The following is a 22,352-nucleotide window of genomic DNA, read 5'->3' as shown; positions in this document are numbered from 1 at the left end:
CCTCATCGGGCAAGGAGTGATAGCATAGGCGCTTCACTGTTAAGGATATTTGCATGCACGCCGTCGCAACCGCTGAACCTCTTCTTTCTGCAGCTCTGCATTCCGATGAACTGAATCTGTTACACCAGGTCCTGTCGATCTATTCCGTCAGGGATATCGTTGCCCGACTGCATCAGGCCGGCTTTGCGCACTGGTCACCGACGCTCATCAACCGTATTCGTCAGGGTAAAAGCACGCTGCCCGCACTGAGCACTGCGGAGCGGGATCTGTTCGAACGCTTATTGCCGTCTCGTCCTGCGCATTATGATGCACCTGCGTTTCGTTTTGTTGACCTGTTTGCCGGCATCGGGGGGATTCGTCGCGGATTTGAGCGCATTGGTGGAAAATGTGTCTTTACCAGTGAGTGGAATAAAGAGGCGATTCGCACGTACCGGGCCAACCATTACAGCGATCCGCTTGAGCACCACTTCAATACCGATATCCGCCAGGTCACGCAGCCTGCCGGGCTATACGATGAAGCAGCGATCTACTCCTCCATTGATGCAGCCATCCCCGATCATCAGGTGCTGCTGGCAGGCTTTCCTTGTCAGCCCTTTTCGCTGGCTGGCGTCAGTAAGAAGAATGCATTGGGTCGGGCGCATGGGTTCGAATGCCAGGCGCAGGGTACGCTGTTTTTTGATGTAGCACGCATTCTTGCCGCCAAAAAACCGCCCTTCTTCGTGCTGGAGAACGTGAAGAACCTTAAAAGCCATGACAAAGGCCGGACCTTTACCATCATCATGGATACGCTGGATGAGCTGGGCTATGCCGTCGCGGATGCCGATGCCAGTGCACCGGATCCGAAAGTGATTGATGCCCGCCATTTCTTGCCTCAACACCGCGAGCGTATTGTGCTGGTGGGCATTCGACGGGACATTGCCGGCTGCGAGAATTTTACCCTGCGCGACATCAAACGCTTTTTCCCTGCCCAGGTGCCCAGCCTGCAAAGTTTGCTGGAAGCCGCACCTGATGATAAGTACATCCTGTCGCCGGTGCTGTGGCGTTATCTGTATCAGTATGCCAAAAAGCATAAAGCGCTGGGGAATGGCTTTGGCTTTGGTCTGAACGATCCGCGCAATCTGCAGTGCTGCGTGCGCACCCTGTCTGCCCGCTACTATAAAGATGGCTCTGAGATTTTGATCGATCGCGGCTGGGACGCGGATAAAGGCGAGCGTGATTTCCTTGATGCCACCAATATGGCGCATCGTCCCCGTCGTCTTACGCCCCGTGAATGCGCACGCATCATGGGCTTCGATGATGCCGGCAGTGAGCCTTTTCGCATTCCGGTCTCCGACACGCAAGCGTATAAACAGTTTGGTAATTCCGTTGTCGTCCCCGTTTTTGCCGCCGTGGCGCAGCTTCTCCTGCCCTACATTCACGATTTACAGCATAAAACACGCTAAAAGTTGCGCTTAGGCGCAACCTTTCTCCTCTTTTCCCGCTGCCAGGCGATATTGTCACAACCTCGTCATACAAGCCCAGAATACTGCTGCTTTTTCACTTGATGGGTAGAATGATGTCACCTCTCACGTTGTTATCCCTGCGCAGTCTGAAGCGTCGCTATCGCGTCAAACTGCCCCCGGTGCCCACCTGGCTTACCAGCCTGCGCGGCAATTTTATGCTGTTCGTTGTGCTGTTTTGTTTGCTGCAATCCATCGGGATTGTTCTGCTGACCGCGCAGGTCAGCCATACCAAAGTGAACCTGACGCAGGCGAGTGCCATGCGCGACCGGCTGGCGCTGCTCGATCACGCTCGCATAGAGCTGCTGACGGCCAGCGATAACAGCCACCGGGCAGGCATTTATCTGATGGAAGATCAGAAAAGTGGATCGGTGGACAGTTGGAAGAGCCTGGCGGAAACCGCAAAATCCTCACTCGTGCATGCAGAACAGCTGTTTGCTCAGTACCATGCCGTTCCCAAGGGGGAGCTTGAGCAGGGTTTCATGATGTTAACCCAGGGCCTTGAAGAGCAGCTTAAAGGCCTGGAAGCCAATAATATCGATGCGTTCTTTATGGTGCCGATGCAGGCTTATCAACAGCAGTTTAACAGCGCCTGGTTTAACGAAATCACCCAGGCCAACAAACAGCTTTCTGCCGTCAACAACCTGACACTGGAGACGCTGACCACCAGCCGTAACCTGTCGCTGCTGGTCACAGGGCTGCTGTTTACGCTGTTGCTGACGGGTGGGGTTTTGCTGCTGCGCGGCGTGATTATTCCTTTAAGACTGGCCAGCCGCCAGCTGCAGGCTATTGCCACTGGCGACTTAGTCAGTTGCCCGCAACCGCCTCGTCTGCAATCGTTAGAAACCGCCGGATTGTTTAACGCGGTGGCGGATATGCGGCAAGGGCTGCGCACCATTGTGGCAGAAATTAATACCATAGCCGCCAGCGTGGCGGAGGGTGCGCGGGAAATGCAGCATACCAATGACCAGGTAAGCGAGCACTATAAGGTGCAAAACAGCAGCTTTAGTCATATTTCGCAGCGCCTGCATCGTGTCTCGGAAGAGGTTGAAAACAGTACGCTGTTTTCGCAACAGGCCGCACAGCAGGCACATGTCGCGGATGAACTGATGCAGCAGTGCGCCAGTCAGGTCGATGAAATGGAGGTGCAGATGCGCCACATCGTCGATTCCTCAGGGGAAATCGCCGGCATTGTCGAGCTGCTGGACGGTCTTTCACTGCAAACGCGTCTGCTGGCGTTGAATGCGGCGATTGAATCAGCGCATGCAGGGGTTTATGGACGCAGCTTTAGCGTCGTGGCAAAAGAGATGGGTACCCTGTCGAATAAAAGCGGCGAGTCGGCTCAGCAGATTAACGGGCTGGTGAACAATACACAGCTGCATATTTCTGAGGGATTCAACAAGGTGAAGTCACTGGAAGCCTTGTTTTACCAAATCAGCCAGTCGGTCAGCGCCGTGGTCACCCAGTTAAAAGAACTGGAGGAAAACGCCACAGCACAAAGTCGCCGCGTGTCTGGCATTGCCGCCGAAGTGGTGGCGCTGGACAAGGAACTGCATACTAACGAGGGGCTTACGGCGCGGCAGGTGCGTACCGCCGATACCTTACAACATCAGGCCTCACGCCTGGCCGAAAGCGTGCAACAATTTCGCATTGCCGTCTGAATACGCGCTCTGAATAAAAAAGCCGCCTTTATCAAAGGCGGCTTTCATCGCGAGAACAACCGATAACCATTATTTCTTTTTCTTACTCTGCTTCTTAAGCAGCGTACGCAGTTGTTTGATTTCACTGGAACTTAAAGCATCCGACGCGCCTTCTTCCGTGTTCTGACTGTCGATGGCGGGCTGAGAAGGTGCTTCGAGGCTGGCCTGCAGACGTTGCACGATCTCCTGACTCATTGATACCTGGTTTTCAAGCGCCAGCTGTTTAATGTGTTCTTTCAATGCAGGATCAATTTTAATCGTCAAATTAACAGTTTCGGTCATTTCCTCACTCCTTTTTTGTTATTGCTTCCACGCTACCGGATGACTGTATCGATTCCTATACTGTCATAAAAATTTAATATTCCGCGTGTAAGGGACTAAAATCACGAAGTACTGCCTCATCCAGACTAACCAGATTACCCTGCAGCTCAGCACACAACTTGGCCATATAGCGCACCAGGAAGTCCGCGTTGTGTTCTGCGAGTCTCCGCCCTGCTTCGGTTTGCATCGTTTCAGGCAACCGTAACAGCTTGGTTTGAAAGTGATCCAGTGTCCATTTCACATCATTAAGTTCACGCGCTTTCCCCAGCGGGTCTTCACTGTTGAACAGAGGACGGTTCATCGTACCGGCCGTGTAAAACACCCGGGCCAGCCCGATTGCACCCAGCGATTCCAGCCGATCGGCATCCTGAACGATTTTCGCTTCAGGGGTTTCAGGCGTGATGGCCGCGCTAAAACTGTGTGCCTGAACCGCGTGCATCACTCCAGCGATTAATTCGGCAGGAAAATCCGTAAAGTCCTGCTGCAGGATACGCTGCGTTTCGCTGGCGGCGTAAGTGGAAGCCTTATGACGTTCAGGATGGTTTTTCGGTAAGTTCACCACGTCATGAAAGTAGCAGGCAGTCAGGACGATCAGTGGGTCGGCAGATGTACCTGCCATAATGCGCTGCGCGCTCATCCAGACCCGACGTAAATGCGCAATATCGTGTGCGCCATCATCATGAATCCAGTTTTTTTCAAACCAGGTTTCATAGCGAGCCTGCCAAAGTGCAAGTGACATAATCTTTTCCTGTAAGGGTTATTTTCGTCTCAATTGACGACCTGTTACGCGTATAGGCTTTGTCATCATAACGAATGGCTAATGACATTTTCTTTACATCGCTAAGGAAAAAGCCGGTCGGGACCTTTAAATTCCTCTTAAAAATGAGACGCTGATCATTTTTATGGCAATTTGCTACCAGGAAAACAGCCATTTGCTGCTTTTTCAGCCTTGACTGATTCAGTTTTAGGCAGGATGAATAGTTTAATATTAATAATGATTAATCAGCGCTATTTTATCTCAGAGTGAGGGAATTAATGTCATAATAAAAATGTAAAAAACAATAAAAGCGGCGAAAATCATAGATGGATAAATCTGAAAAGGTTCCTATTTTTGCCGATATAACGTACTGTATTCTCACTATCAGATGTCCGGTAATACGCGTTAACAGCAGTGCTGATGATTTTTTATCCACACCTGTCCGGTGGATTAAAAATCATCACAACTGAGCGAACCACACGGTGGCCAATTATCAGGAATAATGATTTATATTTTTTATGATATTGCCACCATTTAGGTGCCCTTTTTGTTTCAGCAGTAACCGGGATCGACTAATAAAAAGAGGTAATCCATGAAAGAGCGGCCGATTCTTTTTTCCGAACAGCGGGTCCGAGCCCTGCTGGTTGGCCAACAAACCCAAACCCGGCGCATAATGAAAACGCAGGCTTTTGGTCCAGGCCAGGATCATCATGAAGGGGTACATGCCTTTGATGTACAGGCTAATCACCTGCACGGTGACAAAATGATGGCCATGAACGACATTCGTTATCATTGTCCTTACGGCATGCCTGGCGACAAGCTCTGGGTCCGCGAAACCTGGCGTGGCCCCATCGTGCCTGAACATGCGCTGGCGGATTATGAACGCGATCCCACCCCGTTTCGCTCGCCGGACTTTTGCCAGTACCGGGCGGACAGCAATGAACTGGGCCAACATACGTCAGGCGGACCGGACGCCGAGCAGTTTGGCTGGCAAACAGCCATTCATATGCCGCGCTGGGCAAGCCGCATCGACCTGATTATTACGGATGTGCGCGCAGAGCAGATTCAGGATATTAGTGAAGACGACATTATGGCGGAAGGTGTGCAGACCGACTCGCACTTCCTGAACAACTTCTTTACCATGAACGTCAATTCTGAACTGCCTAAAGAAGCCTATCGCAAAGCCTGGCAAAAACAGTACGGGGCAACCAGCTGGCAGGTTAACCCGTGGGTTTGGGTTATTGAGTTCGAGCGTGCCACGCGCGAATCAACTTAGCCTGCTCTTTGTGGGCTGAATCACAGACAATTTCCTTGCTAACAGGTTGAATATTGCTCCTTCATCCCTGAAGCCTGACGATGCCAGCATGCCGTTTTGATGCTGGCATTTTACTGTCTGGTCGCTCAGGGTTCTGCAATTGCAGCATTCAGTGCGGAACCAACGATGTTTAAATGGCCATGGAAAACACACAGCAATACGGATCTGACTGACCTGCCCTGGCAGGCCGGGCTGACACAGCCGATTTTTACCCTCCTCAACCACGATGAACGTCAGTCGCTGCAGGCCATGGCTCAGCATTTTCTGCAGCAAAAAAAACTGGTTCCGCTTGAAGGCTGTCAGCTTGATGCGCTGCGTACCGTGCGCATTGCTTTGCTGTTCTGCCTGCCGGTGCTGAAGCTGGGGCTCGACTGGCTGGACGGCTTTCACGAAGTGCTCATTTATCCCGAGCCTTTCAATGTGGATGACCTGTGGCAGGATGAGCATGGCCTGGTCCATCACGCCCCCGCCGTCCATGCAGGGCAAAGCTGGACGCAAGGGCCGGTCGTGCTCAACTGGCTGGATATTCAGGACTCCTTCGATCTTTCCGGCTACAACCTGGTCATTCATGAAGTGGCGCACAAACTGGATGCGCGCGGTAGCGGTTATACCAGCGGCGTGCCAATGATGCCGCTACGTGAGGTTGCCCAATGGGAAAAAGATTTGCGTAGCGCGATGGCCGGGATTGAACATGAAGTGGAAAGTGTCGGTGAGCAGGCCGCCAGCATCGATCCTTATGCCGCCAGCGATCCGGCAGAGTGCTTCGCGGTATTATCCGAGTATTTTTTTACGGCCCCGGCCCTGCTGGCGGAGCGTTTCCCGGCCATGTACCGTCATCTTCAGCACTTTTATCAGCAGGACCCGTTAAGCAGAACAGGAGCCGCTCACGACTAAATCGCCTGCTTTGCAGACGCATTGCTTTAAAGCTAGCCAGTTGAATGCTAAACGCTTTTATACTGTTGACACCCTGAGCCGACCTCGTTACTATTCGCCTCGTTCACACGATTCCTCTGTAGTTCAGTCGGTAGAACGGCGGACTGTTAATCCGTATGTCACTGGTTCGAGTCCAGTCAGAGGAGCCAGAATTAAAAAAGCCTGCTTGCGAGCAGGCTTTTTGCTTTTCAGCCGATCGCCTTTCTCTGTCTTCTTTCCGCGCGTTGCTTTACGGCCAAATTTAGCAATCTGCCATAATAAAATGCTGCAGGTTAATAAAAACACAAAGCCAGAATGAACGCATTCTGGCTTTGTCGCTACCGGTCTTTAACAAGTGACGGACCGCAGCACGCTATTTCGCGCCCTCCGCCAGCTGGCGCAGCATCTCAATATGAACAGGTTTATCATTGAGCGCAGGAATATAGGTAAAGGACGTCCCGCCCGCATGCATAAAGATTTCCCTGTTCTGCTCATCCAGTTCTTCCAGCGTTTCCAGACAGTCTGCCGCAAAGCCCGGGCTGATTACCTGCAGGCTTTTTACGCCTTCCGCAGGCAGATTTTTAATGGTTTCATCGGTATAGGGCGTTAACCAGGGTTCCCTGCCAAAGCGTGACTGGAAGGTCATCACTACTTTTAGCGAAGGCATGTTCAGGGCGTCGGTGAGTAATTTTGTCGTTAACGCACAACGCTCCTGATATTTGTCGCCTTCGTTTGAAAACCTGACCGGTATACCGTGATAGGAGACCAGTAAGGCATCCGGCACGCCATTGGCCTCAAACGATTCAAGCACGGACGTTTTTAACGCATCGATATAAGCAGGATGATCGGCATAGTCGTTGATGAAGTTGATCGCCGGTGTGTAGCGGTTCTTCATCGTCTGCAGGTGACGACTCACGCTGTCGAAAACGGATGACACGGTGGACGAGGAAAACTGCGGATACAAAGGAATAACGATAATTTTATCGACACCTTTCGCCAGCAGCCTGTCGATAGCGCCCCCGATGCTCGGCTCGCCATAACTCATGCCCAGCTCAACAGGCATGCCCGTCAACGCTTCCAGTGCGCGCGCCTGACGGACGCTGTAGACCATCAGCGGTGAACCTTCGTCCATCCAGATAGAGGAGTACAATTTAGCCACGCGTTTGGCGCGTAGCGGGATAATTACGCCATGCAGGATCGGGCACCACAGGATCCGGGGTAAATCGACCACTCTGTAGTCGTGCAAAAATTTCGATAAAAATGTTTTAACCGCAGCAGTCGTGGGTTCTTTTGGTGTTCCAAGGTTAACAATTAAAACACCCTGTTTATTCGTCATTAGCTGGGACCTCTGAAAACCCAAGGAAAAAAAGTGCCTGAACACTGTAGCACACTCAAGGACATCATCTCCTCCGTCTGCGCCTTTTGCGTCAGTGACGGCGAAACGAAGGCAAGGCGGGGACTTCTGCGACGACGTCGAGTCAGCCTGCCAACGTCTTTGCTGACGTCTTACGCCGCCTTATGAGCCCGGACCATGGATGAAACAGTCGGGCGGGCTTTAACGTCTTTTACGCCGTAAAAAGCGTTATGCCCTGTGAGCCCGCCTTTATTTGCTTTTTGACACGGCTTTGCATGACGGTCAAAAAACATTGGGTCATATATTATCATCGCTGCGTCGACGAAAGACCAATAGCTCTGATAAGTCGCGTCCCTTCCGATCGGCTCGTACATTTTCTGTGGTGAATGATAAAAAGTAATCCGGCAATTCCCCATTATTCAGCGGGTTAAAATCACATCTTGTCGATATTTTGATTTATTAAATTGAACATTAAGCATGCTAATATTTAGCGCTCTATCTGTGCTGACTGACGCTGCCCATGGCGTGAATATCGCGCAGACCGCCAGGCAGTAACATCGCCATGCTTTAGTCAGAAAAAAACCAGATTACATCACGGTCATCAATCAGACTGAGGCAATCACTTTTGCCGCGAGGCTTTTCGGGACAGGAATCAGGATGCGTACAGGCGTTTCAACAGGCGAAGATTCGCTGCTGCAACACAGGTCATTTGTGGCGTTTTGGCTCGCCCGAACCTGTTCTTCATTTGGTTTTCAGATGTTTTCCGTGGCCGTCAGTTGGCAAATCTATGCAATAACCCACAGCGCGATGGCGTTAGGCATGATTGGCCTGATGCAGTTTCTGCCCTCAGTGCTTCTGGCGTTGCCTGCGGGACATCTGGCCGATCAGTTCGACCGCCGCCGTATCGTGGTTATCGGCCAACTGATTGAGTGGGCCGCGCTGCTCGGTCTGGTGGCGCTGACGCTATTGCACTGGGCAGACAAACTTGAAATCTGGGGGCTGGTCTTTCTGATTTCGCTGGCGAAAGCCCTGGAATGGCCAGCCATTACCTCTATGTTGCCGGCGCTGGTCCCGCCACCGATTCTGGCGCGCGCCATGGCGGCCAGCTCTGTTGGCGGTCAGGCGGCGGTGATCGTCGGGCCAACGCTGGGTGGCCTGCTGTACATAGCCGGTCCCGAGGTGGTTTACGGGGTTTCAGCCCTGTTTTATTTATTCTCGCTGATACTGGTGGGTTGCTTACGTTATGAACGCCCTCCTCAGGAACGTGTGCCGATGACGCTGTCGAACATGTTTATGGGCGTGCGCTTTATTCGCGAACGCAAGGATGTTCTGGGCGTAATATCGCTCGACCTGTTCGCCGTGTTACTGGGCGGTGCAACCGCCCTGCTCCCTGTCTTCGCCCAGGATATTCTGCACACCGGGCCATGGGGACTTGGCCTGTTACGCGGTGCGCCGTCAGTGGGTGCCCTGCTGGTCGGCGTCTGGCTCAGCCGCCACAAGCTGGAAAAACATGTCGGCATGATTATGTTTGGTTCCGTGGCCGGTTTTGGCCTGGCGACGCTGCTGTTTGCGCTCTCAACAAAACTGTGGCTTTCTCTGTTGGCGCTGGCCGCGCTGGGTGGTTTCGATATGGTGAGCATGGTGATCCGTGGCGCACTGGTTCAGCTGGATACACCGGATACGATGCGCGGCCGCGTCAATGCGGTTAACGCTATCTTTATCAATACCTCAAATCAGTTGGGTGAGTTTGAATCCGGGCTGCTTGCGGCATGGATGGGCGCGGTGCCCGCCGCCGTCATTGGCGGCGTCGGGACACTGGTGGTGGTTGGGCTCTGGATGATGCTCTTTCCGAATCTGCGGAAAAGGCAGAAGCTTGAGAATGAGACGGTGGCATAACGTTGAGCGGGAAGGTGGCATGGCCCCGGGGAACCTACGGCGAATTTCGCCAGGTCAGGCGCAGCGGGCCCGGAATGACAAGCCATACCTGCACAGTACGTTGATACTGCATAAGGCATAAACGCGTCATGATCTGTTATGCGTTGCCTGTCTGTAGCCAGTGATGCAGCGGGTGATAAGGCCCCTTCCGGGACAAGGCCACTTTATATTTACCCTATAAGGTGGCCGGTTTGACCTTCACGTCCTGTTTCGCATCAGTTGCACAATCACAAATCCCCCACCGATACCGGCCGTGATGATGCCAATGGGCAGCTCCTGCGGGGCCAGCAGCGTCCGGCTGGCAATATCGCCAGCACACAACAAAATGGCGCCCCACAGCGCACAGAGCGGAATCAAGAGACCGTGTTTTACGCCGGTGATGTGCCGACACAGGTGCGGCACCATTAGTCCGACAAAGCCAATGACGCCGGTCAGGGCCACCAGCAACGCGGTTGCCAGCGCACAGCACAGAAACACCTCGATGCGTAACCGGTTGACGTGAATACCAAGCGAGAGTGCGGTTTGCTCGCCCGCCAGCAATCCATCCAACTGCCGCCCGCGCAGCGCCACAAACCCTGTCAGTAGTGCCAGACTTACCAGTGCATAAGGCAGGTTAAGCCAGCTGGCTAATCCCAGCCCGCCCAGTGACCAGAACATCACCGAGCTGGCCGCGCGCTGGTCGCCTGAAAAAATCAAATAGCTGGTCACCGCACCAAACAGAAATGACACGGCCAGCCCGCAGAGAATCAAGTGCTCTGCTGAACGTTGCTTTTTGAAATGAAAAAGCAACATGACGGCGGCGGCCGAAAACAGCCCACCCGCGAAAGCGGCAACGGGCAAGGTTAACGCCGACAGCCGATCGCCAAAGCGGGTAATCACCAGTACAGCACCGGCTGAGGCCCCAGAGGACAGACCAAATAAAAACGGATCGGCTAAATCGTTACGGGTGGTGGTTTGCAACAATGCCCCGACGATGGCCAGGCCAGCCCCCGTCATCACGGCCAGCAGCGTGCGCGGTAACCGTAGGTCGATCACGATTCGGGTTACCATTTCAGAGACGGGCGCGTCTGCCATGTCGAGTGCGGACAGCACCTGCGTTAAAGACAATGACACGGTGCCTTCCGCCGTGCTGATCAGCATCAGGATCGCCAGCAGCAGGCAGGACGCACTCATTATTCCTGAATAACGATGCGGCAATCGATTCACGGCGCATCCGTCGAATAGAGCGCATGAGCCAGCTTCTCCACGGCCTGAATATTGGCCGGCCCCGGTGTGAGTTCAGCGTACTGTAACTTCAGGTAGCGGTGGTGCTTCACCGCAGGCGTCAGCTTCATAAGCGGATGATTTTCCAGGAAGTGGCGCAGTGCCTCTGCCCCACTGCCGGTCTGATAGTCCAGCAAGATAATAAAATCCGGCTGCGTGGCCGCCACGCTCTCCCAGGAGGTAGTGCCCCAGCTCATCTCCAGCGCTTCCATCGCGTTTTTACCTCCGGCGGCCTCAATGATGGCGGTCGGCATGGCATATTTTCCGCTGGTGAACGGTTTGTCTTCGCCTGAGTCATAAACGAAGACTTTTCGAGGCTGCGTATCAGCCGGACGCTGAGGTAAGGCCTGCAGTTGCTGTTTCCAGTCCTCTACCAGCGCCTCGGCTTCGGCCCGCTTGCCAAAAATTTTGCCCAGTTTAATCTCGTCGTTATAGAGCAGATCCATCGTCGCTTTCTGCTTGTCCTTCTGCGTAAAGACGCAGCTTTCACTCAGCACCAGGGTTTTAATGCCGTACTGACGCAGTGAAGCAGGTGTAACGTCACCGCCCACTTTCATCCCGTAATTCCAGCCAGCAAAAAAGAAATCAGGGCTCGCGGCCAGCAACGTTTCCAGTGAGGGATATTTCGGTGCCAGCTCAGGGATGGATCCCATGGCCTGCTTAAAGGCCGGCGTCATCTTGTACCAGCCACTGATGCCGGTGAGACCGACAATACGGTTCTGCAGATGCAACGCAAAAGCCATTTCTGCCATATTGAGGTCGTTAATCACGGCTCGCGCAGGCGGCGAGGTGAACGTCACGGGCTGGCCGCAACTGTCGACGGTGACAGGAAAATCACTTGCGCTGGCCCACATGGCTGGCGTCACGGCCAGAAACGCGGCAAAACCGATTTTACTCAATGCATCATGCACAGTCGGGCACCTCAAAAATACGTAAGCGCTTACCGCTGGCAGGATGTTTTACGGTAAAGCTGTTTAAGCCGAACACAGGCTGGAGATAGCGCGACGTCAGCGCGCGCGACGGGTGATCACACACAATTTGCTCGCCCTGCGACAGGATAAGCACACGATCGGCAAACGTATCAATCAGGGACAGGTCATGCAGTACCGCTATTGCCGTAATCCCTTTGTTTTTAATGAGTGCCAGTAGCTGCTGGCGGGCCAGCGGATCAAGATGGTTCGTCGGTTCATCCAGTAAGATCAATAACGGCTTTTGCGCCAGCACGCGCGCCAGTGCAGCACGTTGTCGTTCTCCCCCGGACAGCGCAGCCAGCGGGCGTGTTTTTAGTGCTGAAAGACCGGTTTCATCAATGGACTCGTGGATGATCCGTTGATTTACTCCTGCCGGGCAGGCGCCTAGATGCGGAATACGGCCCAACGCAACGTACTCTTCAACCGACAGCCTGAGATCGGGCATATCATTCTGCGCCATCACGGCTATGCAGGTGGCAAGCTGTTGCCGTGAAAACGTTGCCAGACATGCGCCGTTAAGCTGAATCGCCTGTGGCGGTGACGATAACTCACGGCACATTGCCCGCAGTAATGACGTCTTGCCACTGCCGTTTGGCCCGATGATGACCAGCCGCTCTCCCTCTCTGACGCTGAAGTGAATGTGATGCAAGAGCGGTTCGCCGTCCGTTCGGTTCAACTGCGCAATGTTGACCTGCAAAACAGGATCGGATTGAGGTAACGCTCTGGACGACGGCATGTTTTTCACCCCACAAATAGATATGTTATAACATAACAATTGAGGCACAGAAAGACAAGCGGCGGGCACGAATGAAACAGGGTGCCGCGATGTCGGCACCCTGAAGAGAGAAAACGAAAACGGCTTATTTAAAACGGTTGTGAAACAGGCTGGCCGTCATCGCTAGCATGCCAGCACCCAACGAGGTATGTAGCATGAGTGTGTTGAGCATCGTCACCTCCTCTTCGTTTTGGTTGCACTTATCGGTTTTACACCGCCTCAGCCAGCTTTTCCTCACTGGCCTCTTTCTCAATCAGCCGCATTAACAGTGACAATCGACGTTCAGTGCGCTCTGGTGTATCGGGCGGCAGGTTGTAACGCAGGGAGTAAAGCTTGCCTTTTTCGTTGTAGAAATCCACCACCAGCACTGGCATGATACCGCCAGGCACTTTGTTGTAATTCACCGACAACCGGGTGCGGCCTAACTGTAACTTTGCCGCCATTACGGTTTCGCCAACCAGTTTGGGATAAAGAGCACGATCTTCGGGCACGCTGATGACTTTCATTACCGCCTCCTGATTCTCTGGCACCTTGATGACAAAGCGCGGAGAACGCCGTCAGCGCCCTCCGCTTTTTCGTTAACCTGCCATTAGGCCTGATGTTCAATGGCTTCCGCCGTACGGTGTTCGATCGGAATGCGACGAGGCTTCTCGCTTTCCGGTATTTCATGGTGCAGGCCGACACGCAGCAAACCGTCCTGCAGGCGTGCGGTGGTCACTTTCATATGTTCCGGCACGCTGTAGCTCAGACGGAAGTCTGAACGACTGATACCACGGTGCAGCCAACCGCTGTTCTGCCCTTCTTTTTCCGTATCGTTATCGCTGACCTCCTCTTTCTGTCCGGTCACGGTCAGACGACCGCCTGCCACTTCGATTTCAAGCTCGCTTTCTTTCCAGCCCGGCACGCTGACGGTCAGTTCGTAGTGTTCGTTATCAACCTGCTTCAGGTCGTAAGAGGGAGAAACCGACACGGGCGCATCACCGGTCAACTGGCTGAACAGCCTGTCGATACGGTTAAACCGGTCTGAAAAGGCAGAATCTGCGATAGAAGGAAATACGGGAAAATTACGTAATGCCATAGTGATAACCTCCTGAATTAATGGTTCATTCAAAAGCTCATCGGCGTGGGGACCTCCCCCGCTGCTCACAGACATTTATAGGATCATTTAGTGGGATTTCAAGCGAGGAAAATGAAATTTTTTTGGGCGTGAGTGGCTACATGGTTTTGCCTTTTTCGTTGATATTTTCTGAGCGCCGATCTGAAGTGGTGTTTGAACCGGACACATCTATCAATAGCATTACCACAACATGCAACTCAACGGTAATAAACGGCATAATGATGGGCGGTGCAGACGAGGCGGCAGAAGCGATAATACGAATCTTGCGTAATATTGAAGTACCCAGCCGAAACCAGGCACCAGATCGCTTTCCAGAGCTTGAACAGGCGACGTACGCACCTGACAGGTAATTCATTAACCCAATGATTTTGAAACCGATATCCTGCGTAAGTGTAGCCATTTATTCAGCCAGCGACTTTGAGCAAAGCTCAATAGAAAACGGTCAATATAAGCAATGTCCCACAGACGTATGCTAGCCCCGCCACACCGGTTGTTTTGCCTCGGGCAAGCAGGTAACTGGCCGTGAGTACCGCGCCAATAATGACGATTGAGGGAATAAAAAAAATCAACGCATGTACTTGTGGATTGAGCAGAGTAAAGCACGCAGAAATATCAGCAAATTAAATGCAAAGGCGGCCAGCTCCAGCTCCAGCTCCAGCTCCAGCACTATTGCAATCGGAAAGGCATTTTGCCAGGGAAGAGACTCAGCAGGCTGTTTAAAATAAAGCTCAAGCTCTGTAGTGGAACAGGCAAGTATGGAGTTTTCCTGTAGTGCGATTACCTCATCTATTTCGAAACCATGTTGCAGTAATTCAGTGATATCACGCCCGACAAGCCATGGTAAAAATCTCATTAAAATACCGTCAATGATTGAATTGCCAAAAAAAACCAACTTTAAAATTAATGATAAAACCCACCATACCGCAAATAGTTATTATATATAGCAGGATAAAAAGATTAGCTAATAGAAAATAACTACAAATGGTATTTATTGAAAAACCATAAAAAATCCATATAAAGATACTTCACTATCAACATTAAAATTTTAACTTATTCCATTCACAATAATTACTCCATGACTTTGCATCTTCAAAGCCTGAACGATAGTTACAAGTAATCATACCTGTTCTGTTATGTGGGTCATATGCTGCATCAATGTGTCCCCACGCGCCATAGACTGGAAGATTACAACCAGATTGCACTTTAAACCACTCTCTTAATTTTCGTGTAACTTTACCCTCTGGTTTATTTTGCTCTCCCATCAATAGATTATCAGGTGCAAAGCACCAACTTACTACTGTGGCATTCTCATCACCTTTATGAGATAAAAATACGATCAGGTAAATATCACCTTGCCTATTGTTTTTCGTATTAAAAACGGCTCGATAATTTACGGTATCATCACCATTGTCAGGCCATCCCTCCCAAAATAAACCACCCATCGCAAACAAATTTTTCTTAGTCGAAGTAGAGGAAATAATCAATCCATTCTCAAAATTCAAACTTCCGTCTTCTTTATTAATTTTCATTTCATATCCCCATACTAAATGGATTTCCAACAGGCTCTAAAACAGCCTTATAATTAGAAAGGAAAAATTGTGTTCCACCACCATTTCCGAATTTTTCTGGATCTTGTGATAATGCCTTGCCAGTTCCAACAATTATTTCGCGTTTTACCCTATAAGCCTGTATCTGACCACGATAGCCAAATTTTGGATGTGGTAACACCTGTAAACTTTTCCAAAGTGACTCTCTGCTCCCGCCTGCGGCATCCAGAGTTGTTTTGTCGAAATAAAAGCCAGATTGTCCGGGCACACCACCATAGACAATATCACCTTCCTTCAACATAGTATTTGTCCAAGTATCACGCCCTTTATATACGCCTCTCCCCTGCCACTGTCTTGCAAACGCGCCTTGGTTGTGATCACTATGTTTAGTTGGTTTATTAGGCTTACATGTACGCCTCAACGCCCACGGATCCACCCATCCCAGCGCATTCGGCGCATACTGGTAAAGTATGAATATCCTACTGCCAGCGGCCCTCGTTCAGTTCGGTTACGCGGTTATGCATGACGTGAGAAGTGGCATACCGGTTCTGAATATTATAAGGTAAATGGATAATTACAATTATTTTAGTTTCATGCACTTTTTGAGACTTACAGGTTTCAGCTATCAATTAGTAACTTTCCGGACGTCAGATTACTTAGGTATTTATGAAGAAGCTGGCTTTTATATTCAACCAACCCGTGTTCGGTAATTTACTGAGCTTTGTACAGGGTTCTGGTTTTAACTATAAAAAATTACTACGGATTTTTTCAGAACTCCATATCGATGTGCATAGCCATGAGAGCCGGAATATTCCAGATCCCATAAATGAGCAACATACTTTTTCAACAACCGGTAATACTCATACGATAAGTTATTAATCTCTTTGTATAGTAGATACTGCCTAAAAAATTTCAATTATGGATTTCGAACTAGCGATACCTTTTAAAAACACCAGCAGTCAGGTTTATATGAAAGCAAACTCTTGGCTTTCGTTAACCTTAAATAAATTTACTCGTTATTATGACTTTCATTACTCACCAGTATTCCATGTTATGTATATACCATGGTTGAATGACCTTGTCTCATAGGAAACTGAAATATCTCCCCAAAAGAACTCCCACCTTACTACTTCATTTGAAATGAAATCTGGCTCTCTTAATTCTAATGATGAACCAAGCCAATTTGACAAATTTTCTACTGATTCATTTAACATTTTAATATTGGTTCGTTTATCCCAATCACTTAAGGAATCGTAATATTTACTTTTCTTATCTATAAGTTGCACCATAAACGGAAAGTTAAAGCATATCGGCCTTATATGCATTTCAAATTCTTTATTGAAAAAAATTATTGACTCGATTAGATAATGATGAGGAATAATCTTTTTTATACTCCCTTTACTATTCATGCTTTTATAGAAATTACTTTCACAAAAAGTGTCTTCATCTGTAACGTCCAGACCTAACTCATCTAAAATTATTGTACCTGTAATTAGATCAACTTTTAATTTTTTCATATATGAATAATTTTCCCTGGGATTAATAAATGTCTCATTTCCTCTGGTATGAAGAACTTAAGCCCCCCACCATCGCCATACATTTTATTCGCTGCAGCTCTACCGTAAGCAACGTCAATGTCTTCGCTTACATAAAATGCTCTTAATTTCGTACGCACAGGCCAGCGTGGATCCAATTTAACTTGCAATGCTTGATGATAACCTAACGGATCTCCTCTGTACTGATTAACAGTAGGGAACGTCACTACATATGCAGGTTGTTGGTCGCCATTAGGGTAAAAAGCATAGAGAATTGTACTTTTTTAAGCTTCCTGTTCTTGTAAACGTCAATTCCTGGGTAATCGGGGTTTTTTGGACCTTGCCATTTTGTTGCTTCCTCAGAAGGATTTTTACACTTCATCAACCCCCACGGATCCACCCATCCCAGCGCATTCGGCGCATACTGATAAAGGTTGATCCCCCCCGCCAGCCCTATCGGGTCATGCTGGGTAAACCGGCCGCTGTCCGGGTCATAATAACGGAACAAATTACAGTGAAGCCCCGTTTCGCGGTCCAGGTACTGGCCCTGCATACGCAGGTTCTGCTCTACCACTGGAATTCGCTGATTCGATTCGCGCAGCAGTTTGCCCCACGGGCTGTTCACACCTTCCCAGGTCTTCTGGCCTTCAACGTCGGTCAGTCGCTCGGGCGTGCCGTTAGCCGCGCAGTGGAACCAGAATATCTCCGGACTTTCTTCGCCATCAATACGGGCCAGTGGCTCATAGCTCTGGCTGTCGCTGTAAACGTAGCGAAATATCTTCGTGGATTTCCATGCAGCAGACGGCAACCTTGCATATAAATCGTATTATGACAGCATTGTTATACGGCTTACCTGTAACGATTGCTGGCGGGTTTTACTGATACATCTGGGTAATTGTCGGGCCAGTGGCAAGTCACACATCCCTTTTGCTTTATATAAGTACGAAAATTTAAGTTAAAATTGAGTAATATTAAGAGAAGGGGAAATTAAATAGTCAATACTATAAATCATAATATCCACAATTAACTTTAAGAAAAAATTGATAATTTTATCTAAAATTCACACAACTACAGGATAATAAATATTTTAATTCTTTAGGAAAATACCAATCAAATGAGAAATATACCTGGCTGGTTGAATCTCAGAAAAAGTTGAAAAAATCAAAAGATTATGCCTTCCAGAGTCACATTGAGTTTCAAAAAAGCTGATAGATTCATCATTGTAATGATAAAGACCAGAACCCTTAGTCATTTCTTTTACTCCCCTTATTTTTTTGGAGTAAAACTGTTTAAACTCTAAATCTTCCGAATTAAAACTTTTCGAACCATATACTGAAAAAACGACTTCTCCAGAACAATACAGGCATATAATGACGTTTTTTTTATGAATAAAATCATTCTCAAAACCATCATGTAACAAAACTTGAGCTTTAATACCATTTTTCATAATTTTTTCCAAAACTCCATTTCTAATCAGATTTTCGACATTATCAGCTGTTTCATATTGTTTATTCATTCCTGCCTTTCCAAACCATGGGATTGCTGGACCGGCGTCAACTTCATAAGATTTCAATACCTCACAGGTAGATAGAGGTTTTTTCAATGTATAATCCGGAAGCGCCCTACCTTCAAAAGAAGCTCCTGCTGGAGAAAGGAACGTACCTGTATCTCTGATAACACCATTTTCAGTCCAACCACCATAACGATCTAATTTAGTTCCTGGCTGAAGGGTCTCTTTCACTGAGATAACAAAACCGCGGTTCGGTGGCCAAGCCCCACGGATCCACCCATCCCAGCGCATTCGGCGCATACTGATAAAGGTTGATCCCCCCCGCCAGCCCTATCGGTTCATGCTAGGTAAACCGGCCACTGTCCGGATCATAATAACGGAACAAATTATAGTGAAGCCCCGTTTCGCGGTCCAGGTTCTGGCCCTGCATACGCGCAGGTTCTGCTCTACCACCGGAATTCGTTGATTCGATTCGCGCAACAATTTTCCCCACGGGCTGTTCACACCTTCCCAGGTCTTCTGGCCTTCAACGTCGGTTAAAAGTTCTGGCGTGCTATCAGTGGCGCAATGGAACAGAATATCTCCGGAATTTTCACTTCATCTATATGTGAGTAATCAAAATTGAGACCGTCCTCTTCCCTCTCTGGATTGGGTGGCTATAATGACTTCATAGGCATCACGTTCACTTTTCTGAGCTTTTAATGCTTCGTAAAATGAAATTTTTGATTCTATCTCATACATAGCAATCGTCCCGTTATCGTACCTAATATAATACTCATCATTTCTTTTTATAATATCTACGCCATATCCTGAGAACATTAATTCATTCATAAAAATCCGTAAATTCATTTAAATCTGGGAAAACAGACAACTTGACTAGTCAGTTAGTGTGTGAAACCAAATGATCTCAACAATTAATTTAAATTATCAAACATTGAAAACGCTTCAGAAGCCTAACCCTATCATTTTTATTTAGTAAGCTTATGTCAGTGTTAATCTTCATGCAAATCGTGAAAATAATAATTGCATCCACATGCAAAATCATTCATTCTTTTAGCTTACGTCAAGGATGATTATCACACTTTCAAAACATACTTAACTTTGCATATTGCAAAAAATTATGATAATCTATAGCTTATAAATCAATAATTTAAAAATCTCTATAAAATGAGTCACATGTAAAAAAACACCTACCAGCTTTAATTTAATAAAAGAAAATCAATATATTGCTGATTATTGTATATAGAAAAATGGAAATACTTAAAATATAAAAATGAATGTATTGATTGGTAAACCACAAAAACATGCAGAAGAAATTTAATTATTTATAGTAATTCTTTAAGTTATTCCATTTTAAATATTCCCCCCATGACTTTACATCTTCGAAACCTGAAAATTAGTTACAAGTAACCATACCTGTTCTGTCATGTGGATCATATACTGCATCAATGTGTCCCCATGGGCCATAGACGGGAAGCTTACAATCAGATTGCACTTCAAACCACTTTCTTAATTTTCGCGTAACTTAACCTTCTGGTTTATTTTTCTCTACCATCAATAGCTTATCAGGTGCAAAGCACCAACTTACTACTGTGGCATTTACATCACCTTGATGTGACCTGCCCCCAGTATTAGATACAACCTTCAGTTAGTAATGTCGGTGGGTTTTTCTTCATGTTTCCCGTTTCGCCAGCCTGCTGCAAATTCAGATGGCGTCTGATAATTAAGCGATGAATGAGGTCTGGACTCGTTATAGTCCTGCCGCCAGTCATTAATGATTTTCCGGGCATGAAGAACATCGCTGAACCAGTGCTCATTCAGGCATTCATCCCGAAAGCGACCGTTAAAACTCTCAATAAATCCGTTTTGAGTTGGCTTGCCTGGCTGGATTAAACGCAGCTCAACACTATGTTCAAAGGCCCATTGATCCAGCGCGTGGCAGGTAAATTCCGGGCCATGATCGGTTCTTATCGTCGCAGGATATCCACGAAACAGCGCAATGCTGTCCAGAATAAGCACGACCTGAACGCCTGAAATCCCGAAAGCGGCGGTGATCGTCAGACACTCTTTCGTGAAATCATCCACACAGGTCAGGCACTTAATCCGGCGGCCGCTGGCAAGTGCATCCATGACAAAATCCATTGACCATGTCATGTTCGGCGCCTCCGGGCGGAGAAGCGGAAGCCGTTCAGTCGCCAGACCCTTACGTCGGCACCTGCGTTTTACACACAGACCGTTAAGGTGATAGATGCGGTAAACCCGCTTGTGGTTGATGTGAAGGCCCTCCCGGCGCAATAACTGCCAGATCCGTCGGTAACCAAATCGCCGGCGTTCAAGTGCCAGCTCTGTGATGCGTAGAGACAGTTGCGCGTCAGCAGCCGGACGCTGGGCCGAATAACGGCAGGTTGAAAGTGACAGACCGGCCAGACTGCAGGCACGGCGTTGCGACAGACCCATTGGCTCACACATGACCTCCACGGCTTCCCGCTTCTGGTCTGTCGTCAGTACTTTCGCCCCAGAGCCACCTGAAGTGCCTCCTTATCCAGCATGGCTTCGGCGAGTAGCTTCTTGAGGCGGGCGTTCTCCTCTTCAAGCGACTTGAGCCGCTTCACTTCGGGAACTTCCATGCCGCCGAACTTCTTACGCCAGGAGTAAAAGGTAGCGTCTGAAATAGCATGTTTACGGCAGAGTTCCCGGGCTGAAACCCCGGCTTCAGCCTCGCGGAGAATACTGATGATCTGTTCGTCGGAAAAACGCTTCTTCATGGGGATGTCCTCATGTGGCTTATGAAGACATTACTAACATCGCGGTGTATTAATCAACGGGGAGCAGGTCAGATGAGATAAAAATACGATGAGGTAAATATCACCTTGTCTATTATTTTTATATTAAAAACGGCTCGATAGTTTACGGTATCATCACCATTGTCAGGCCACGCCTCCCAGCGCAGCCCGTCAATAATAAACAACTTCTGCTTAGTTGAAGTTGAGGAGATAACTAATCCATTGTCAAAAATCACACTTCTATTTTCTTCGTTAAGATTAATTTAAACTCTCCATATTGGAAAAATTTATGCCAGTCGAAAAACCCTTACACTAAAAAATTGAAAATTACTTTCGCCGTCGCTAAAGTAATAATTACTTCATCAGCCCATAAGACTTATTTTCTAGCTCAGGATCAAAATATACTCGCACTTATTTCTGAGCTCAGGATTCACTTTTCAACACCTATTCAAATACCACTTATCAACCAATTTAAGCGTATTCGGATTATTGATAACCTTAAGCCAACTACAATTATCACTCATTAAAATTATCGACAATCATTATACTTCAAGGTATATAGACACTGCTTTCTCAGCATCTGACATCTTAAAAATCAAAGGGTTATCATAATCATTATAAATCTCAAGGTAGGCTTTTACTGAATTGTGAATTTCATTATACTTCAAAGTACCATCCTCTATCTTCTGGATTGTTAACTCATATTTCTCAATGATATTACTAAGCTTATTTTTTCCATTTATTAAGGCTTCGTTCTTAATTAATGCCAGTGTATCTTTCAAAATTTTCACTACTTGATTCGTATTCATATAGACGTCCTATGGAGTGCTAATTCTTCTAGTGTTTAAAATCCAATTCTGATCCCAGTCTCGAGGAAGTATTATTTGATCAGCTTTCCCATTAAGTATTGCCCCGGACTTTGTCACTTGAGGTGCAACCTCACCAATCTGTAGTAGCTCATAGCTCTGGCTGTCGCTGTAGACATAAGTCAGCGGAATATCGTCGTGGATTTCCTGCAGCAGACGGTAACCTTCCCACACAAACCGCGTTGTGACAGC

22 protein-coding genes, 1 tRNA gene and 3 pseudogenes are annotated in these 22,352 nt (G+C 48.4%); 6 read left to right on the top strand and 20 right to left on the bottom strand.

Annotated elements, in window-relative coordinates:
* The first annotated feature begins 53 nt into the window (after positions 1-53).
* Together dcm and C7434_RS21260 are read left to right on the top strand one after the other, a co-directional pair.
* Positions 54-1,442 carry a DNA (cytosine-5-)-methyltransferase gene (gene dcm, locus C7434_RS21265; protein WP_033742095.1) on the top strand — a complete coding sequence of 463 codons (1,389 nt, stop codon included), beginning with the start codon at positions 54-56 and terminating at the stop codon, positions 1,440-1,442.
* Positions 1,443-1,543: 101 nt separating this feature from the next.
* Positions 1,544-3,160, top strand: coding sequence for a methyl-accepting chemotaxis protein (locus tag C7434_RS21260; RefSeq protein WP_033742097.1), 1,617 nt, complete (start codon positions 1,544-1,546; stop codon positions 3,158-3,160).
* Between the two features lie 69 nt (positions 3,161-3,229).
* Here the strand turns inward: C7434_RS21260 and C7434_RS21255 are convergent, their stop codons facing one another.
* The gene (locus C7434_RS21255; RefSeq protein WP_006119599.1) at positions 3,230-3,481 is read right to left on the bottom strand and encodes an Arc family DNA-binding protein; all 252 of its coding nucleotides are present in this window, start codon (positions 3,479-3,481) and stop codon (positions 3,230-3,232) included.
* Between the two features lie 73 nt (positions 3,482-3,554).
* Positions 3,555-4,259, bottom strand: coding sequence for a phosphohydrolase (locus C7434_RS21250; protein ID WP_033742101.1), 705 nt, complete (start codon positions 4,257-4,259; stop codon positions 3,555-3,557).
* 610 nt (positions 4,260-4,869) lie between these two features.
* On the opposite strand from C7434_RS21250, the gene C7434_RS21245 reads away from it, so the two are divergent.
* From C7434_RS21245 to C7434_RS21235, 3 genes are all read left to right on the top strand, one after another.
* Positions 4,870-5,553 carry a hypothetical protein gene (locus C7434_RS21245; protein ID WP_033742103.1) on the top strand — a complete coding sequence of 228 codons (684 nt, stop codon included), beginning with the start codon at positions 4,870-4,872 and terminating at the stop codon, positions 5,551-5,553.
* Positions 5,554-5,718: 165 nt separating this feature from the next.
* Entirely contained in the window at positions 5,719-6,486 is a 768-nt protein-coding gene (gene mtfA, locus C7434_RS21240) for a DgsA anti-repressor MtfA (RefSeq protein WP_185199326.1), read from the top strand.
* 112 nt (positions 6,487-6,598) lie between these two features.
* A tRNA-Asn gene (locus C7434_RS21235) sits at positions 6,599-6,674 on the top strand.
* A gap of 203 nt (positions 6,675-6,877) precedes the next feature.
* Here the strand turns inward: C7434_RS21235 and hemH are convergent.
* A complete protein-coding gene (gene hemH / locus C7434_RS21230; RefSeq protein ID WP_006119604.1) occupies positions 6,878-7,840 on the bottom strand; it encodes a ferrochelatase in 963 nt (320 codons plus the stop codon).
* A gap of 675 nt (positions 7,841-8,515) precedes the next feature.
* Here hemH and C7434_RS21225 point away from each other — a divergent pair.
* Entirely contained in the window at positions 8,516-9,754 is a 1,239-nt protein-coding gene (locus C7434_RS21225) for an MFS transporter (RefSeq protein WP_033742113.1), read from the top strand.
* A gap of 237 nt (positions 9,755-9,991) precedes the next feature.
* Here C7434_RS21225 and C7434_RS21220 read toward each other — a convergent pair whose 3' ends face one another.
* The 17 genes and pseudogenes from C7434_RS21220 to C7434_RS22060 all read right to left on the bottom strand — a co-directional run.
* Entirely contained in the window at positions 9,992-10,966 is a 975-nt protein-coding gene (locus tag C7434_RS21220; RefSeq protein WP_133745891.1) for an iron ABC transporter permease, read from the bottom strand.
* Positions 10,967-10,995: 29 nt separating this feature from the next.
* Complete coding sequence (locus C7434_RS21215; protein WP_133745890.1) at positions 10,996-11,910, bottom strand: ABC transporter substrate-binding protein; 915 nt, start codon at positions 11,908-11,910, stop codon at positions 10,996-10,998.
* Between the two features lie 49 nt (positions 11,911-11,959).
* Entirely contained in the window at positions 11,960-12,763 is an 804-nt protein-coding gene (locus C7434_RS21210; RefSeq protein WP_033742118.1) for an ABC transporter ATP-binding protein, read from the bottom strand.
* Between the two features lie 248 nt (positions 12,764-13,011).
* A complete protein-coding gene (locus C7434_RS21205; protein WP_033742120.1) occupies positions 13,012-13,308 on the bottom strand; it encodes a hypothetical protein in 297 nt (98 codons plus the stop codon).
* Positions 13,309-13,391: 83 nt separating this feature from the next.
* Positions 13,392-13,880: an Hsp20 family protein gene (locus tag C7434_RS21200; protein WP_033742122.1), complete on the bottom strand. Its 489-nt coding sequence runs from the start codon at positions 13,878-13,880 to the stop codon at positions 13,392-13,394.
* 136 nt (positions 13,881-14,016) lie between these two features.
* On the bottom strand, positions 14,017-14,319 hold the full coding sequence (locus tag C7434_RS21195; protein WP_033742124.1) for a hypothetical protein: 303 nt from the start codon (positions 14,317-14,319) through the stop codon (positions 14,017-14,019).
* A 165-nt stretch (positions 14,320-14,484) separates the two neighbouring features.
* The gene (locus C7434_RS21190; protein WP_226374531.1) at positions 14,485-14,772 is read right to left on the bottom strand and encodes a hypothetical protein; all 288 of its coding nucleotides are present in this window, start codon (positions 14,770-14,772) and stop codon (positions 14,485-14,487) included.
* Between the two features lie 184 nt (positions 14,773-14,956).
* A complete protein-coding gene (locus C7434_RS21185) occupies positions 14,957-15,448 on the bottom strand; it encodes a hypothetical protein (RefSeq protein ID WP_050504995.1) in 492 nt (163 codons plus the stop codon).
* A gap of 1 nt (position 15,449) precedes the next feature.
* Entirely contained in the window at positions 15,450-15,767 is a 318-nt protein-coding gene (locus C7434_RS22280) for a hypothetical protein (protein ID WP_226374532.1), read from the bottom strand.
* Between the two features lie 730 nt (positions 15,768-16,497).
* The gene (locus tag C7434_RS21175) at positions 16,498-16,983 is read right to left on the bottom strand and encodes a hypothetical protein (protein ID WP_033742126.1); all 486 of its coding nucleotides are present in this window, start codon (positions 16,981-16,983) and stop codon (positions 16,498-16,500) included.
* A gap of 244 nt (positions 16,984-17,227) precedes the next feature.
* Positions 17,228-17,884, bottom strand: a pseudogene (locus C7434_RS21170) (RHS repeat-associated core domain-containing protein); the annotation flags it as partial.
* A 204-nt stretch (positions 17,885-18,088) separates the two neighbouring features.
* Positions 18,089-18,742 carry a TNT domain-containing protein gene (locus C7434_RS21165; protein ID WP_166649072.1) on the bottom strand — a complete coding sequence of 218 codons (654 nt, stop codon included), beginning with the start codon at positions 18,740-18,742 and terminating at the stop codon, positions 18,089-18,091.
* Positions 18,743-18,767: 25 nt separating this feature from the next.
* Positions 18,768-19,122 (bottom strand): annotated as a pseudogene (locus C7434_RS22275) (RHS repeat-associated core domain-containing protein); the annotation flags it as partial.
* A 4-nt stretch (positions 19,123-19,126) separates the two neighbouring features.
* Positions 19,127-19,342 carry a hypothetical protein gene (locus C7434_RS21155; protein ID WP_110269044.1) on the bottom strand — a complete coding sequence of 72 codons (216 nt, stop codon included), beginning with the start codon at positions 19,340-19,342 and terminating at the stop codon, positions 19,127-19,129.
* 813 nt (positions 19,343-20,155) lie between these two features.
* Positions 20,156-21,276 (bottom strand): IS3 family transposase gene (locus tag C7434_RS21150; protein ID WP_133745888.1). Its coding sequence is split into 2 segments (ribosomal slippage): positions 20,156-21,018 and positions 21,018-21,276, totalling 1,122 coding nucleotides; the frame shifts between segments, so codons are not numbered across the junction.
* Between the two features lie 560 nt (positions 21,277-21,836).
* A complete protein-coding gene (locus C7434_RS21145; protein ID WP_033738152.1) occupies positions 21,837-22,103 on the bottom strand; it encodes a hypothetical protein in 267 nt (88 codons plus the stop codon).
* Between the two features lie 9 nt (positions 22,104-22,112).
* Positions 22,113-22,352, bottom strand: a pseudogene (locus C7434_RS22060) (hypothetical protein); the annotation flags it as partial.

Origin of the sequence: Pantoea sp. PNA 14-12, from assembly GCF_004364735.1 — a bacterium.
Lineage (GTDB): Bacteria > Pseudomonadota > Gammaproteobacteria > Enterobacterales > Enterobacteriaceae > Pantoea > Pantoea stewartii.
Note: the sequence above shows the minus strand (reverse complement) of the source record. Positions and strands in the feature narration are given on the sequence as shown.

Coding starts and splice junctions, on each gene's coding strand:
- dcm (WP_033742095.1), top strand. CDS start 54: ATGCACGCCGTCGCAACCGCTGAACCTCTTCTTTCTGCAGCTCTGCAT.
- C7434_RS21260 (WP_033742097.1), top strand. CDS start 1,544: ATGGGTAGAATGATGTCACCTCTCACGTTGTTATCCCTGCGCAGTCTG.
- C7434_RS21255 (WP_006119599.1), bottom strand. CDS start 3,481: ATGACCGAAACTGTTAATTTGACGATTAAAATTGATCCTGCATTGAAA.
- C7434_RS21250 (WP_033742101.1), bottom strand. CDS start 4,259: ATGTCACTTGCACTTTGGCAGGCTCGCTATGAAACCTGGTTTGAAAAA.
- C7434_RS21245 (WP_033742103.1), top strand. CDS start 4,870: ATGAAAGAGCGGCCGATTCTTTTTTCCGAACAGCGGGTCCGAGCCCTG.
- mtfA (WP_185199326.1), top strand. CDS start 5,719: ATGTTTAAATGGCCATGGAAAACACACAGCAATACGGATCTGACTGAC.
- hemH (WP_006119604.1), bottom strand. CDS start 7,840: ATGACGAATAAACAGGGTGTTTTAATTGTTAACCTTGGAACACCAAAA.
- C7434_RS21225 (WP_033742113.1), top strand. CDS start 8,516: ATGCGTACAGGCGTTTCAACAGGCGAAGATTCGCTGCTGCAACACAGG.
- C7434_RS21220 (WP_133745891.1), bottom strand. CDS start 10,966: ATGAGTGCGTCCTGCCTGCTGCTGGCGATCCTGATGCTGATCAGCACG.
- C7434_RS21215 (WP_133745890.1), bottom strand. CDS start 11,910: ATGTGGGCCAGCGCAAGTGATTTTCCTGTCACCGTCGACAGTTGCGGC.
- C7434_RS21210 (WP_033742118.1), bottom strand. CDS start 12,763: ATGCCGTCGTCCAGAGCGTTACCTCAATCCGATCCTGTTTTGCAGGTC.
- C7434_RS21205 (WP_033742120.1), bottom strand. CDS start 13,308: ATGAAAGTCATCAGCGTGCCCGAAGATCGTGCTCTTTATCCCAAACTG.
- C7434_RS21200 (WP_033742122.1), bottom strand. CDS start 13,880: ATGGCATTACGTAATTTTCCCGTATTTCCTTCTATCGCAGATTCTGCC.
- C7434_RS21195 (WP_033742124.1), bottom strand. CDS start 14,319: ATGGCTACACTTACGCAGGATATCGGTTTCAAAATCATTGGGTTAATG.
- C7434_RS21190 (WP_226374531.1), bottom strand. CDS start 14,772: ATGAGATTTTTACCATGGCTTGTCGGGCGTGATATCACTGAATTACTG.
- C7434_RS21185 (WP_050504995.1), bottom strand. CDS start 15,448: ATGAAAATTAATAAAGAAGACGGAAGTTTGAATTTTGAGAATGGATTG.
- C7434_RS22280 (WP_226374532.1), bottom strand. CDS start 15,767: ATGTTGAAGGAAGGTGATATTGTCTATGGTGGTGTGCCCGGACAATCT.
- C7434_RS21175 (WP_033742126.1), bottom strand. CDS start 16,983: ATGAAAAAATTAAAAGTTGATCTAATTACAGGTACAATAATTTTAGAT.
- C7434_RS21155 (WP_110269044.1), bottom strand. CDS start 19,342: ATGAATGAATTAATGTTCTCAGGATATGGCGTAGATATTATAAAAAGA.
- C7434_RS21145 (WP_033738152.1), bottom strand. CDS start 22,103: ATGAATACGAATCAAGTAGTGAAAATTTTGAAAGATACACTGGCATTA.